The 14,409-nt window shown below is 74.0% G+C and carries 12 protein-coding genes and 1 tRNA gene; 5 read left to right on the top strand and 8 right to left on the bottom strand.

The annotated features are described in order from the left end of the window. Positions 1-72: 72 nt before the first annotated feature. The gene (locus ACFYZR_RS12520; RefSeq protein ID WP_391908932.1) at positions 73-861 is read right to left on the bottom strand and encodes a ferritin-like domain-containing protein; all 789 of its coding nucleotides are present in this window, start codon (positions 859-861) and stop codon (positions 73-75) included. Positions 862-1,082: 221 nt separating this feature from the next. Further along, the gene (locus ACFYZR_RS12515) at positions 1,083-2,132 is read right to left on the bottom strand and encodes an LLM class F420-dependent oxidoreductase (RefSeq protein ID WP_391909780.1); all 1,050 of its coding nucleotides are present in this window, start codon (positions 2,130-2,132) and stop codon (positions 1,083-1,085) included. Positions 2,133-2,280: 148 nt separating this feature from the next. Here ACFYZR_RS12515 and ACFYZR_RS12510 point away from each other — a divergent pair, with 148 nt between their 5' ends. Continuing rightward, on the top strand, positions 2,281-3,264 hold the full coding sequence (locus tag ACFYZR_RS12510; protein WP_391908930.1) for an aldo/keto reductase: 984 nt from the start codon (positions 2,281-2,283) through the stop codon (positions 3,262-3,264). A gap of 122 nt (positions 3,265-3,386) precedes the next feature. Then, positions 3,387-5,747, top strand: coding sequence for a helix-hairpin-helix domain-containing protein (locus tag ACFYZR_RS12505; protein WP_391909777.1), 2,361 nt, complete (start codon positions 3,387-3,389; stop codon positions 5,745-5,747). Between the two features lie 152 nt (positions 5,748-5,899). Here ACFYZR_RS12505 and ACFYZR_RS12500 read toward each other — a convergent pair whose 3' ends face one another. Beyond that, positions 5,900-6,727, bottom strand: a complete 828-nt coding sequence (locus tag ACFYZR_RS12500) for a hypothetical protein (RefSeq protein ID WP_391908927.1) — start codon at positions 6,725-6,727, stop codon at positions 5,900-5,902. A 47-nt stretch (positions 6,728-6,774) separates the two neighbouring features. Between ACFYZR_RS12500 and ACFYZR_RS12495 the strand changes: the two genes are divergently transcribed. Next, a complete protein-coding gene (locus tag ACFYZR_RS12495) occupies positions 6,775-6,963 on the top strand; it encodes a DUF5703 family protein (RefSeq protein WP_126913460.1) in 189 nt (62 codons plus the stop codon). Between the two features lie 138 nt (positions 6,964-7,101). Here ACFYZR_RS12495 and ACFYZR_RS12490 read toward each other — a convergent pair whose 3' ends face one another. The 3 genes from ACFYZR_RS12490 to ACFYZR_RS12480 all read right to left on the bottom strand — a co-directional run bounded on the left by ACFYZR_RS12490 (position 7,102) and on the right by ACFYZR_RS12480 (position 9,848). After that, complete coding sequence (locus tag ACFYZR_RS12490) at positions 7,102-7,968, bottom strand: chaplin family protein (protein WP_391908925.1); 867 nt, start codon at positions 7,966-7,968, stop codon at positions 7,102-7,104. Between the two features lie 158 nt (positions 7,969-8,126). After that, complete coding sequence (locus tag ACFYZR_RS12485; RefSeq protein WP_391908923.1) at positions 8,127-8,360, bottom strand: chaplin; 234 nt, start codon at positions 8,358-8,360, stop codon at positions 8,127-8,129. Positions 8,361-8,513: 153 nt separating this feature from the next. Further along, entirely contained in the window at positions 8,514-9,848 is a 1,335-nt protein-coding gene (locus tag ACFYZR_RS12480; RefSeq protein WP_391908921.1) for a M20/M25/M40 family metallo-hydrolase, read from the bottom strand. Between the two features lie 257 nt (positions 9,849-10,105). Between ACFYZR_RS12480 and ACFYZR_RS12475 the strand changes: the two genes are divergently transcribed. Next, positions 10,106-10,193 (top strand) — tRNA-Leu (locus tag ACFYZR_RS12475). A 73-nt stretch (positions 10,194-10,266) separates the two neighbouring features. Then, a complete protein-coding gene (locus tag ACFYZR_RS12470) occupies positions 10,267-10,668 on the top strand; it encodes a (2Fe-2S) ferredoxin domain-containing protein (RefSeq protein ID WP_391908918.1) in 402 nt (133 codons plus the stop codon). A gap of 6 nt (positions 10,669-10,674) precedes the next feature. Here the strand turns inward: ACFYZR_RS12470 and ACFYZR_RS12465 are convergent, their stop codons facing one another. Beyond that, positions 10,675-12,702 carry a primary-amine oxidase gene (locus ACFYZR_RS12465; protein WP_391908915.1) on the bottom strand — a complete coding sequence of 676 codons (2,028 nt, stop codon included), beginning with the start codon at positions 12,700-12,702 and terminating at the stop codon, positions 10,675-10,677. Between the two features lie 16 nt (positions 12,703-12,718). Further along, positions 12,719-14,278, bottom strand: a complete 1,560-nt coding sequence (locus tag ACFYZR_RS12460; RefSeq protein WP_391908913.1) for an APC family permease — start codon at positions 14,276-14,278, stop codon at positions 12,719-12,721. Between the last annotated feature and the right edge of the window lie 131 nt (positions 14,279-14,409).

Raw genomic sequence — 14,409 nt, 5'->3', positions numbered from 1 at the left:
TGGATGCCGCCCGGCCGTGAGCCGGCCGACCGTGCGCCCCCGGCCGGGTGCCGCGACCTCGCGCGGCTCGGCTCAGACCAGTTCCGGGGCCGCCGTCGCCGGGCCGCCGAGCGCGTCGCGGCGCTCCGGCATCCGGAGGGTGACCATCCGGCGCCAGCCGCCCAGGCGCTCGTACGCGTACAGGGCGTGGATGCCCGCCGTGAGCGCCGCCGTCTTGGCCGCCGGCCAGCGCAGGACGCGGCCCATACGCGTCATGACGGCGAGGCCGACGTCGCGGTGGACGGCGATCTCGGCGAGGGCGCTGCGCCGCAGGAGGGCGTGGATGACGCGGCCGTGCCCGGCGGCGGCCAGGCGCAGCAGTTCCTCGTGGCAGTAGGCGAGGTGATCGGTCTCGTCGGCGCGGATGATGCGGATGGCCGCGCCTACCTCGGGGTGGTCGGAGAAGTGCCGGGACAGCATGTCCATCTGGTCGGCAGCGCGCTGCTCGGTGACCCGGCTGTGGGCCAGGTACGTGATGATGTCCCGCTCGGTGAGCGGCTCGTCGGCGCGCAGCCTGGTGTGCGGGAGTCCGATGCCGCGGCGTTCGAGGATCATCGTGTAGTCGGTCTCGGCCGGGACGGTGCAGGGTTCCAGGCCGCGGCGGCGCAGCAGGCCGTTGAAGATCCGGCCGTGCTTGTCCTCGTCCGCGCCGTGCCGGGCGATCTTCGGTGCGAGGTGGCGCTGGCTCTCGGGCACCAGGGCGGCGATGCGGCCGTTCTCCCAGCCGCCCTGCGCCTCGCCGCCGGCGGCGATCGAGCAGAAGAGCCGGTACGCCTCGTCGTTGCCGAGGATCTCCTGGAACAGACTCCGGGCCGTGAGCATGGCCGTCACCTCCATAGGCACCCCAGTCAAGTGGGGTGCCCCGGAGGCGGCAATCCAAGAGCCCGGGGCGCTCGGCCGATCGAAGGACGGCGGTTAAAGATTCCGGATCGTCCCGGCGCGTAACCACGCGGGCGTCCGGGCGTTGTGTTCGGTGTCGGCCGTGGCGGGGAAGACGACCCCCGAGCCCCCACCACGGCCGCGGACCTCCTGGTGCTGGCCCGTTACGCGAGCCCGGCCCGCTCCAGGGCCTCGACGCCGGTGCGCAGGGCGGCGATCCGCTCGTCGAGGGTGAGCCCGGCCGGGGCCAGCGACAGGGTGGTGACCCCGGCGTCCGCGTAGGCCTGCATCCGGTCGGCGATGCGCTCCACGGGGCCCAGCAGGGTGGTGGAGTCGATCAGCTGCCGGGGGACGGCCGCGGCGGCGCCCGCCTTGTCGCCGGCGAGGTACTTCTCCTGGATCTCGGCGGCCTCCTTCTCGTAGCCCATGCGGCGCGCCAGCTTGTTGTAGAAGTTCTGCTTGGCGCTGCCCATGCCGCCCACGTAGAGGGCGGTGTAGGGGCGGAAGAGGTCGGCGAGCGCGTCGACGTCCTCGCCGACGGCCATGGGCACGGTCGGGACGATGTCGAAGCCCTCGAGGGTCTTGCCCGCCTTCTCGCGGCCCGCGCGGAGGGCGGAGAGGGTGGTCTCCTCGGCGTGCTCGGGCGCGAAGAAGATCACCAGGGCGCCGTCGGCGATCTCGCCGGTCTGCTCCAGGTTCTTCGGGCCGATCGCGGCGATGTACAGCGGGATGTGCTCGCGCACCGGGTGGACGGTGAGCTTGATGGGCTTGCCCGGGCCGCCGGGCAGCGGCAGCGTCCAGTGCTCGCCGTCGTGGGAGACGCGCTCGCGGGCCATGGCCTTGCGGATGATCTCGACGTACTCGCGGGTGCGGGCGAGCGGCTTGTCGAACTTCACGCCGTACCAGCCCTCGGAGACCTGCGGGCCGGAGACGCCGAGGCCCAGGCGGAAGCGGCCGCCGGAGAGGGAGTCGAGGGTGGCGGCGGTCATCGCCGTCATGGTGGGCGTACGGGCCGGGATCTGGAAGATCGCCGAGCCGACGTCGATCCGCTCGGTCTGCGCCGCGACCCAGGACAGCACGGTGGGCGCGTCCGAGCCGTAGGCCTCGGCGGCCCAGCAGACCGCGTAGCCGAGCCGGTCGGCCTCGCGGGCGACCGCGAGGTTGTCGGCGTCCATCCCGGCCCCCCAGTAGCCGAGGTTGATCCCGAGCTTCATCCGGCCCATGTCCACGCCCCTTACTCATCAGTAACGTCGTCGTTGCCGGGACTCTAGCGCGCGGACCCGTGCCACGTCACCGGTCGGCCGGGCGGGGGCCGTGGCGGGATGGCGTCGGCGCGGGGCACGGCCAGTACCCTCAGCGCTCATGGAACAAAGGCATCTCGGCCGTACGGGCCTACGGGTGTCCCGGCTCGGGCTGGGCACCCTCACCTGGGGCCGGGACACGGGGGAGCACGACGCGGCCGAGCAGCTCAAGCACTTCTGGGGCGCGGGCGGCACACTCGTCGACACCGCCGACGTCTACGCGGACGGGGGCGCGGAATATCTGCTCGGGCGGCTCCTGGACGACCTCGTGCCGCGCCGGGACCTGGTCATCGCGACCAAGGCGGGCAGCGTCCTCGACCCGGCGCGGCGCGTCGACTGCTCGCGCGGCCACCTCCTCGCCGCGCTCGACGCCTCGCTGGACCGGCTCGGCACGGACCACGTCGACATATGGCAGATCCACGCCTTCGACACCACGACTCCCATCGAGGAGACCCTCCAGGCCGTCGACCTCGCGGTCAGCAGCGGACGGGCCCGCTACGCGGGCGTCGTGGGCTTCAGCGGCTGGCAGCTCGCCAGGGCCGCGACCTGGCAGCTCGCGGCGCCGGGGGCACGGACGCGGCTGGCGTGCGCGCAGATGGAGTACTCGCTGCTCCAGCGCGGCATCGAACGGGAGGTGCTGCCCGCCGCGCTCGACCTGGGCGTCGGCATCCTGCCGTCCTCGCCGCTCGGCCGGGGCGTGCTGACGGGCAAGTACCGCCACGCGACCCCCGCCGACTCGCGCGGCGCCTCCGAGTACCTCGCCGCCTTCGTCGCCCCGTACCTGGACGACGCGGGGCAGCGGGTGGTCGAGGCGGTGCGCACGGCGGCGGACGGGCTCGCCACGACGCCCCTCCAGGTGGCCCTGGCGTGGGTCCGCGACCGCCCCGGCGTCGTCGCCCCGCTCCTCGGCGCCCGCACGGCGCAGCAGCTCAAGGCGGCGTTGTCAGTGGAGACCCTTACGCTTCCGGACGAGATCTGCCGGGCGCTCGACGACGTGTCGGCGCCCGTGCACCGCTACCCGGACCACGACTGGAGCACGCTGTGAGTACCGATCGCCCCGCCGGCGAGGCCGAGCCGGAGCCCCCTCACGGGGAGCGCGCGAACGGAGAGGGCACGGCGCCCGGGTCCCCTGGCGGGGGGCAGGGGGCGCCGGCGGCACCGGATGCCGTGCCCGCCGGGGCGGCGGGCACGCCCGGCGCCGCCGAGGCGGGCCCGGACGGGGGCCCGACGGATTCCCCGCAGGGGGATGCGGAGGCCCCCGACGGGGAGCGGGCAGACGAGGCGGCCTCGTCGAGCACCGCTCCGGCCGACGCCGGGGCCGTGCCGGCCCCGCAGCCGGATCCGGCGGCTGCCTCGCACGCGCGGTCCTCCGACGGGGAGCCGAACGCGTCCGAGGCCGCGGCGGGCGTGGAACCCGGCACAGCCTCGCGTGACAGCGCCGAGCACCCCGGCGGGGAGCGGGACACACGTGGTTCCGGGGATTCCGCCCCGGCCACGGAGCCGGAAACGGCCTCGCGCGGCGACGCACAGGCCCCCGACGGGGAGGCCTCCGCGCGTGGCAGCGCCGGGCACCCGGGCTCGGGGCCCGCGCCCGGTGGAGGAGGTGAGCCTCCGGCAGGGAAGCCGCGGTCCGCTGTCGCCGAGGCGCTGGCCGCGGCGGTGCGGGCCGTGGAGAGCGGGGAGCGGGACGCGGCGTCGTTCTTCAACGAGCCGAAGCCGAAGCCCGCCGCGCGGCGCCCCGCGCCCGCTCCGGCCGCCGCCGGGCCCGCCGTGGCCGGGCCGGGCGCCGTGGCCCGGCCCGTGCGGGCCGCGCACGTCGCGCCCAGCGCCGGGCTCACCGAGGTGCTCGCCGCCGGAGGGGCGCCCGAGGCGCTCGCCGGTCAGGTCGCCGAGGCGCTCGGCGAGCACGCCGCCGAGGAGCTCCGCGAGGACCCGTGGCGGCTGCTGGCCGTACCGGCGGTGCGGCCCGAGCAGGCCGACGGATTCGCACGGGCGCTGCTGGGCGACGCGTGCGGGCCGGACGACGAGCGCCGGGCACGGGCCCTCGTGGGCCGGTTCCTGGAGCGCGCCGCCCTCGCCGGGCACACCGTGCTCGAGTCCTCGGCCGTGCTCGCCGAGCTCTCCCGGCGCTCCGTCCCCGACCCGGAGGCCGCGCTGCGCGACGTCCTCGCCGAGGGCACCGTGCTGGTGTTCCGGGAAGGGCCGGAGGACGAGCAGGAACAGGAACAGGAGCAGGAAGGGGAAGAGGCCGGGGAGCCGGTGCGGCTGCTGCTCGGGCTCGACCGGTACGCCATGGCCGAGGAGAGCCTCGCCGACGGCCTCGCGCGGCTGGTCAACGCCACCCCCGAGCAGGGGCCCGACTGGGCCGCCGCGGCGGAGGACGCCCCTTCCCCCTCGGCCGCCGAGCTGATCCGTGCCGTCGCGGCCTCCGGCCTCGTGACCCACAGCGGCGGCGAGGCCGCCCGCGCGGAGCCCGCCGCGCTGGTGACGGCCGCCGCCGGCCTGGGCCTGCGGGCGTGGGCCGCCGCCCACACCGAGGACGGCAGGCGCCGGCTGACCGAGCTCGGTGTGGCCGACGCCGTGACCGTAGCCGGCCTGCTGTCCGGCCAGGAGGGCCCGGGGCGGGACGCGGACGGCGCGCTGGCGCTCGACGTGCTGGCCGTCCTGGACGCCCCGCAGCTGGACGTGGAGACCGCCGCGCTGCTGGTGGAGTCCCTCGCGGACGGCACCCGGCTGGTGCTCGGCGGCGACCCGGGCGTGCTGTGGTCGGCCGGTCCGGGCCGCGTCTTCGCGGACGTGCTGGCGGCCCGCGCCTGCCCGGCGGTCGTCTCGCGCACCCCGGACCCGGGCCCGATCGGCGAGCTGGTCTCCGGCATCGGCGTCGGCGAGCTCAACCAGGTGGCCGCCCCCGGCAAGGAGGTCGTGATCGTCCCGGTGCGGGAGCCGGCCGAGGCCGTGCACCGCACGGTGCAGCTCGTCGCCGAATCCGTGCCGCGCGCCTTCGGCATCGAGCCCGGCGCCACCCAGGTGATCACCCCGGGCCATGGCGGCCCCGCCGGGACCCGCGCGCTCAACGCGGCCCTCAAGGAGCGGCTCAACCCCGGCCCCGGCCGCTTCGGCGGCTTCGACCCGGGCGACCGCGTCGCCTATGTGCCCGCGCCCGGCCGGATGGTTCCCGGCACGGTGGTGTCGGCGGAAACCGAGGGGCTGCGGCTGGACTGCGGGGGCACCCCCGTCGTCGTACCGCGCGAGCGCGTCGGTGACGAGGTGCGCCACGGCTGGGCCGTGACGGCCCATCAGGCGGCCGGTACGCGCTGGCCGGCGGCCGTCGTCGTACTGCCCGGTGACGCCGCGCCGACGCTCACCCGGTCCTGGGTCTACACGGCCTTCGGCCGGGGCGAGCGGCATCTGTCGGTCGTGCACGGCGTGGAGCAGGCCCTGCCCCGCGCGGTCGCCGAGGTGCCGGCGAAGGAGCGGACCACCCGGCTCAGGGCGCTGCTGGAGGCCCAGACGCGACCGGCCGGCTGACCGGCCGGACCGGTCGGCCGTCGCACGGGCCCCGGCGGCTGACAGCGCGGTCCTCTTCCTCTCCGGGCGGAGAGGAAGAGGACCGCGCTGCCGGAACGTCCGCCCGGCTCCCCCGGGCCATGTGCTGACCCGGGCTCGTGTGCCGCCCCCGGTCAGCGTCCCGGTGTCCGGCCGGCGTCCTTCTCCGGTGCCCCGCCGGCCCGGTCGGCCGGGCCGGCGCCGACGTCCACGTCCTCCGCGTCCTCCACGTCCAGGTCGTCGTCGACGCCGTCGTCGCCGTCGATGTCGTCCTCGTCGAGGTCGTCGTCGCCGTCCTCGCCGTCATCGTCGGCGGCGCCCTCGTCGTCGCCGTCCTCGTCGAAGACGGCACTGGCGTCGAAGCGGCAGACGACCGTCTGCGGGTCCGGCTGGTCGAAGGGGGCCGACAGCCACTCCCCCGGGTCGGGGAGCTCCTCCGCCGCGGTCACCCACAGCGTGGAGTCGCCCTCGACGAGGCCGAACTCCTTGTGCCGGGAGGCGATCTCGTCGGCCTCGTACTCCTCGAAGATCACCCCGAGCGCCGTGTGCACACCGCTCCCGGAGCCCTTGCCTCCGCCGGACGCGCCCGCGCGCAGGTCCGCGTCCACGTCCGGATCGAGGTCCGCGACGCGCTGTGCCTGCGCGAGCAGCCGCTGGGGCTCGGCCACCGCGTAGTCCCTGCGGATCAGCACGCTCAGCGCGCTGGGCTCCTCCGGCCCGGCGTAGGCGGGCAGGGTGTCGTCGCCGGGGATCTCGAAGGGGGTGACCTCGTCGTAGACGTCGTAGAGAAGCTCGTCGTAGGCCTCGGCTGTCGCGGCCAGCTCGTTGAACGCGGCGTAGACGGCCGGGTCGTCCTCCCCCGAACGGCGTTCGACGGCCTCGAGGTGGCGGTCCAGAGCGGCTTTGACCGCCTCGGCGGCGGCCCGTACCTCGGCAGCGGTTGGCTGCGCAGCATCAGACATAGTGCAGACGCTATCCGCACCGGACCCGTTCCCGCACAATAGATGCGATGCCGGAATACGAATTCTGCGATGTGTATGTGCCCCGGGGGGTCTCCCGGAAGGCGGCCACACGCTTGCTGACCGACCATGCCGAGTACGGACACTGGGAGTTGGACCGACTACGTCTCTATCCGGACGGCAGCCGCAAGGTGCGGCTGCGGCGCAGGATCATCCGTCAGCTCCGCGCCACATGGTGACGGCCGAACGGTGAGCCGACGGCCGGCCGGCGGGCTCGTGGAGCCCGCCGCCACGGGCCGCGGCGGGGAGGGAAAGCGAAGGGAGCGGGCCCCGCGATCGCGGGGCCCGCTCCTTTCCGGTACCGCGGGTGGGACGGGTCAGCCCTGGGCGCCGCGCGAGCGGCGGTAGAGCATCGCGCCGCCGACCAGCAGGCCCGCGCTGGCCGCGCCGGCCGCGCCGAGCTGGCCCGCGCCGGTGTGCGCGAGCTGGGCGGCCTGCTGGGCGACCGTGGCCGGACGGTGCTCGGCGAGGACGGCGGGAGCGCGGTGCGCGTCCTTCACCTCCATGGCCGGCTTGGGGTGGTGCGCACCCGAGGTCTGCGGGTGGCTGCCGGGGCCGTGGTGGTGCTCACCGGCCGGCGGCTGGTGGCCCGGCTTGTGCTCGGTGGGCGGGTTGTGGTGCCCACCGGGGTTGTGCTCACCGGGGTGACCCGGCTTCCCGGGGTGCCCGGGGTGGCCCGGGTGGTCGCCCTGCGGCGGCTTGTTGTGGTCGTGGTCGTGGCCGGGAGCGCCGTGACCGTCGTTGACACAGGTGTTGCCCGTGGCCGGGTTGCCGATGCCCACGACGTCGACGCTGTTGCCGCAGGCGTTGACCGGGATGCTGACCGGCGCCTGCACGGTGTTGCCGGACGCCACGCCGGGCGAGTCCTCGCTCTTGCCCTGCGCGAGCGCGCCGCCGTGGCCGCTGCCGCCGTGCCCGTGGCCCTTGTGGCCGTGTCCGCCGCCGCCGTTGAAGCAACGGTTGCCCGTGGCCGGGTTGAGCAGCCCGATCACGTTCACGGTGTTGCCGCAGGCGTTCACCGGCACATGGACCGGAACCTGGACGGTGTTCCCGGACGCGACGCCCGGGGAGTGCGCCGAAGCGCCGGTGGCACCCGAGTCCGCCATCGCGTAGCCGCCGGTCACGGCGAGCACGCCGCTCGCCGCCGCTACGGAGAGCAGGCCCTTCTTGGTGACCTGTCGCATTATTTGTCTTGCCCCTCTGCGTTTTGCCATACCGAACGCTCGGAACGATCGTCTTACCGCGCCCGGAATGACCCAGTCGAAAGCCCAACGGCTCCGGAGTACGTGCGACGTACCCCGGAGCCACCCTGGTTCAATCCCTTACGAGATTGGACAGAACGTCACTTGTTGACGCAGACGTTGCCCGTTGCAGGGTTGAGCAGCCCGACGACGTTGATCGTGTTACCGCACACGTTGACCGGCACCTCGATGGGCGCCTGGATGACGTTGCCCGAGACGACGCCGGGGCTGTTCACGGCCGCTCCCTGGGCTCCGTCGCTGGCGGCGGCCATGCCGGCGCCCGCGAGGACGAGACCACCAGTGGCAGCCGCGGCGGCGACGACCTTCTTGAGCATTGTTTCCTCCTTGTTGGCAATGCGGTCCCAGCCGCGGACCGCACACCTGTAACGACGAGGAGGGAATGGGGCTACGTAAGCCTCCCTGCGTTCACTCTTTCCGGCTACGGAAGCGCCGAATACCCGCAAGGCCGCGGGGGTTGGACAACGGGCTCAGCACTGGTCCAGGAAGCGGTCGAGCACACGCACACCGAATTTCAGACCATCGACGGGCACCCGCTCGTCCACGCCGTGGAACATTCCGGCGAAGTCCAGCTCGGGCGGCAGCTGGAGCGGCGCGAAGCCGAAGCAGCGGATGCCCAGGTCGTCGAAGGACTTGGCGTCGGTGCCGCCGGAGAGCATGTACGGCACGGCGCGCGCGATGGGGTCCTCGGCCTTCAGCGCCGACTGCATCGCGTCGACGAGCCTGCCGTCGAAGCTGGTCTCCAGCGCCTTGTCCGCGTGGACGTCCTCCCGCTTGACGCGCGGCCCCAGGATCCGGTCGAGGTCCGCGAGGAACTCCTCCTCGTAGCCCGGCAGAAACCTTCCGTCGACGTGGGCGACGGCCTGGCCGGGGATGACGTTGACCTTGTACCCGGCGCCGAGCATCGTCGGGGCGGCGGTGTTGCGCAGGGTGGTGCCGACCATCTTGGCGATGCCGCCGAGCTTGGCGAGCGTCGCCTCCATGTCCTCCGGGTCCAGCGGGGTGCCCAGGGCGTCCGACAGCTCGTCGAGGAAGGACCGCACGGTCTTGGTGACCCGTACCGGGAACTCGTGCCGGCCCAGCCGGGCGACGGCCTCGCAGAGCTCGGTGATCGCGTTGTCCTTGTTGGTCATGGAGCCGTGGCCCGCCGTGCCGTCCACGGTGAGCCGCATCCAGTGCATGCCCTTCTGGGCGGTCTCGATCAGATAGAGCCGCAGGTTCTCGTTGACCGTGAAGGAGAAGCCGCCGACCTCGCCGATCGCCTCGGTCACGCCCTCGAAGAGCTCGGGGTGCTTGTCGACCAGGTGGCGGGCGCCGTACGTGCCGCCCGCCTCCTCGTCGGCGAGGAAGGCCAGCACGATGTCGCGGGGCGGCTTGCGGCCCGACCGCAGCCGGTCGCGGACGACCGCCAGCGTCATCGCGTCCATGTCCTTCATGTCGACCGCGCCGCGGCCCCACAGACAGCCGTCCGCGATCTCGCCCGCGAAGGGGTCGTAGGTCCAGTCCGCCGCGTTGGCGGGCACGACGTCGGTGTGGCCGTGGATGAGGAGCGCCGGCCGGGACGGGTCCTCGCCCTCGATCCGCGCCACCGTCGAGGCCCGGCCCTTGTGCGACTCGATGATCCGCGGCTCCAGCCCCACCTCGGCCAGCTTCTCGGCCACGTACTCGGCGGCGAGCCGCTCACCGGGCCCGGAGTGGTCGCCGTAATTGCTCGTGTCGATGCGGATCAGGTCGCGGCAGAGGTCGACGACCTCGTCCTCGCCACTCCTGAAGGTGCCGGTCCCGACCGGCTTCGACTCGCTCACGCTGCCTCCTCGTGGTTCGCCGCCGGGACCGCGCCCGAAAACGCGGGCGGCCCCGGCGTGGGTCCACGGCCATCCTCCCCCTCCCGTTCGCCCAGCCCAAGGCCGCAATACCGCCGACACACACCCGCAACGATCACGCGCGGGCGGCCCGGGAGGAGGTGCGGGCGGGGGCACGGACGGTGGTGATCGAGCACCTCGAATGTTTGGTATTGTTTTCCATGTCGCCGCGGGGAACACACCGCAGAGACAAACACCCGGTCCGGGTGGCGGAATGGCAGACGCGCTAGCTTGAGGTGCTAGTGCCCTTTATCGGGCGTGGGGGTTCAAGTCCCCCCTCGGACACCAGCAGGAACACGGGAAGCCCCGGTCGGAAGACCGGGGCTTTTTCGCTGTCCGGGCCCGTGCGTATCATCGCCCGATGATCACCAAGAAGGCCGCTCGGCCCGCCTCCGCCGCCCCCTGCCGGATCACGGTCTGCCGCGGCTGCTGCTGCGGCGACCCGGCGAAGGTGCCCGGGGTCGATCACGCCGGGCAGATCGTCCGGCTTCGGGAGGCGCTGGACGGGGCGGGGCAGGTGCGGGCGTCGGAGTGCCTGGACGTGTGCGACCAGGCGAACGTGGTCGTGGTGCAGCCGTCGGCGGCGGGCCGGGCGGCCGGGGGACGGCCCGTGTGGCTGGGGCTGGTCAACGACGACGAGGCGCTGGCGGACATCGCCGCGTGGATACGGGCCGGCGGCCCGGGCCTGGCCGAGCCGCCGGGGGTGCTGGACCTCTACGAGTTCACGGTCTCGCGACGGGTGGGCAAGGCGCTGGAGGACTGACGTCCCTCAGACCGGGCGGTGGCCGCCCGGCTCCTCCGGCAGGTCCAGCGCCGGGTTCCGGTCGAAGAAGCCGGTGGGCCTGAGGCTGAAACCGGTGATGTCGACGGGCATCACGGGCCACTCCTCCAGCCGGGGCAGATGGGTGGGCCCGAAGGTGTGCCAGACGGTGAGTTCGGTGTTCTCCAGGGACTCCCCGCCCGTCGTCCACTCCGGCAGACCCGCCCCGCCGGGGTGCTGGTTGGGGTGGTCGCCCGCCGGATAGCGGCGGTCGGGGCGGTGGCGGGTGACCCACAGGTGCTTGGTGCCGTACGCCACGCGCCCGGCGAGCGGTGAGCCCGGCCGGGCGAGGAGCACCGGCCCCGGCTGGGGGACGAGGGTGTAGGCGACCGGCTGCCCCATACGGTTGCGCGAGCCGGGGTTGGTGATCCGCCAGCGCCTGCCCACCGTCGTATCGGCGGTGCGCCCGCCCTCCGCGCTGTCGGAGAGGACGGTCGTCCGGGCGGTGAAGGCGTTGCCGGCCGGGTTCGCGGGGCCGGCGGGCACCGGGACGACGTCGACCTCCTCGACCGTGTTGGCGGGGCCGTCCACCGCCGCGTCCAGCCGGACGCAGAACAGGTGCTGGTGGTACGGGGCGAGCAGGCCCGGGGCGATCTCGGTGCCGTGGGGCGAGCCGGCGCCCGGCGGGACGGCCGAGGTCTGCACGATGCCCGTGGACCTGACCTCGAAGGCGATCGTGCCGTCCTGGTGGAAGTACCAGTAGAAGCCGTAGTCGTAGTTGCCGACGGTGGCGATGTACGAGATCACCAGGCGGCGGGAGCGGCGGCTCTCGACAGCGTTGTCGTGGAAGACGTCGGTGTGCTTCCAGAGCAGGCCGTGGTCCTCCTCGTGGACACAGACGGCGTTGGGCAGCGTCTGCGGACGGCCGTGGTCGTCGGCGAGGACGGCGTCGAGGTAGCGGATCTCGCCGAGGCAGTCGCAGCCCAGCCGCAGCGGGTTGGTGTTGCGGCCGAGGGAGTACTCCCCCGCGTCGAGGAAGGCCACCCAGTTGCGGGTCTCCTCCGCCTCGCCGTAGGCCACGGCCATCTCGGCGAGGGAGGCGCGGTGGAGCACGGACCGTTCCCGGTCGCCGTCGCGGTGGGTGATCCGGTGGAGGACCAGGCCCTCCCGGGCGTTGAAGTCGACGCGGAGGCTCCAGTTCTGCCAGGTCAGCAGGGGCCCGTCGAGGTGGAAGGACGGGCCTTCGGGCTGCCGGATCTCCAGCGGGCGCAGGTCGGTACGGGCCGCTCCGGTGAACTCCGGCTCGTAGCGGCCGCATTCGGCGGGTATGGGCACGGGCCCGGTGTCGGTGATCCGGACGACGCGCCGCTCGATGACGTCGACGTCGGCGGCCAGCCCGCCCACGGGGTGGGCCCAGGGGTTGTCGCCGTGCTCGCAGCGCATCCAGGTCAGGCAGCGCAGCAGTCGGCGGCCCGGCCGGTCGATGATCACGCTGCCGGCGGCGAGCGGTGCGCAGACGGCGAGGGCCGGGTCGTCGACGCCGCGGGCGGCCATCGCCTCGCGCCAGCCGGGGTCGGCCTTCACGATCGCCTCGACGAGGGGGTACTCCTCGAACATCACTTGTGGCTGGCCCTCGGTGGCGACGTCCAGTTCGCGGTGGGCGAGCAGCAGGCCGCCGGTGACGTCGACGAGGGCCTCGGCGGCGGCGCCGGTCTCCTGGTCGAGGAGGGTGACGCGCACCCTGCGGACGACGGGGTCGCCGGGCCGGTGGACGGCGGCGGTGTGGCGGTCGGGCTCGTCGAGGAGGACGAGCGGGAAGCGGGTGGCGGGGGTGACCTTGCCGGCCTCCGTGAGGACGCGGCGGGCCGTGGTGATCTCGTCGGCGGTCAGCGGGTCGAGCGGGTGCGGGTGCGGGTGCGCGTGCGCGGACCGGGCCGGTACCGGGGACGCCGGGGACGCCGGGGACGCGGGGAACGCCGGGGACGCGGGGAACGCCGGGGACGCGGGCACCGGGGGCTCGATGGGGTGGCAGCTCATGAGGAAACCTTTCCGGTCATGAGGAACTCCTTCCGGGGTGCGTCGGATCGCCGGGACGCGCCTCCGCGGCGGCCGCCTTCTCCAGCTGGAACGCCTCGTTGCCGAGCCCGATCCGGGCGTGCAGTTCGGGCCGTACCGCCCGTAGCACCAGCCCGTGGATCACGCCGAGGACGACGGCCGCACCGATGATGCCGGGCAGGATCCAGCCGAGGGCCGAGCCCGCGGTGGCGCCGACGAGGACGTGGAAGTCCTTGACCGCGTAGCCGACGATGCCGAGCAGGGCCGCGCAGGCCGCGCCGGAGGCGACCAGCCGGGGGGCCTGGGCCCGCCCGGCGCCGCGCCGGACGAAGAAGACGATGACGGCGACGCTGGCGGTGGCCATGAGGACGATGACGCCGAGCGCCCCGACGTTGCCCATCCAGGTGAAGAGCCGGATGACGGGCGTGGTGGGATCGCCCCGCGGGCGGTCGTCGGTGATGGCGAAGACGGCCACGACCAGCAGCGATACGCCGCTCTGGAGCAGCGATCCGTAGGCGGGCGCGCCGCTGCCGCCCGAGGTGCGGGCGAGGGAGGCGGGGAGGAGGCCGTCGCGGCCCATGGCGAAGGCGTAGCGGGCGACGACGTTGTGGAAGCTCAGCATCGCGGCGAACATGCCGGTCACGTAGAAGAGGTGTGTCAGGTCGGTGAAGGTGGTGCCGAGGCGGTCCTCGGTGAGGGCGAAGAGGAGGCCGGTTCCCTGCTCGCGGGAGGCGGCGACGACGCGCGAGGGGCCGGTGGCGATGGTCAGGGCCCAGGACCCGAGAGCGAAGAAGAGGGCGACGAAGCCGACGGCGAGGAAGGTCACGCGGGCGACGACGACCTGGGGGCGGTTGGCCTCCTCGGCGTAGACGGCGGCCTGTTCGAAGCCGACGAAGGCGGCGATGGTGAAGCAGAGCGCGGTGCCGAGCCCGGCGCCGCCGAGGGTGGTGGGGTCGAAGGCGCGCAAGGAGACGCCTTCGGGGCCGGGGCGGCCGAGGCAGGCGATGTCGAAGACGACGACCATGGCGCACTCGACGAGCAGCAGGGCGCCGAGGACCTTGACGTTGAGGTCTATCTTGAGCCAGCCGAGGACGCCGACGACGGCGACGGCGGCGAGGGCGGGGACCCACCAGTCGAGGGTGAGGCCGAGGTGCCGGCGCAGGAGGCCGGAGAACTCGTGGCCGAAGATGCCGTAGATGGCGAACTGCATGGCGCTGTAGGCGACGAGGGCGACGACGGAGGCGGCGGCGCCGGCCGTACCGCCGAGGCCTCGGGCGATATAGGCGTAGAAGGCGCCGGCGTTGTGGACGTGGCGGCTCATCTCGGCGTAGCCGACGCTGAAGAGGGTCAGGACGACGCCGAGGAGGACGAAGAGCAGGGGCTGTCCGACGACGCCCATCGTGCCGTAGGTCGTGGGCATGACGCCGGCGGTGACCATCAGCGGGGCGCTGGCGGCGACGACCGACAGCAGCAGGCCCGCGACTCCGATGCGGCCGGCGCGCAGGCGTCTCTCCCGGCCCTTGAAGGTGCTGATATCGCGCGTGGTGCCGGTCGACATGCGGCGGTGGTCCTTCCGGTGGGGAGCGCGGGGGACGCGGGGGTGGGGGGACTCGGGGGTGCCGGGGTGCGGGGGCCCTGCCCGGGGCGGTCGCACCGGGCTCATGGGCGCCGTGACCATCAGCGCCGTGG

This window comes from Streptomyces sp. NPDC001678 (assembly GCF_042892945.1).
GTDB lineage: Bacteria > Actinomycetota > Actinomycetes > Streptomycetales > Streptomycetaceae > Streptomyces.
This window is presented reverse-complemented; position numbering and strand designations above follow the sequence as displayed.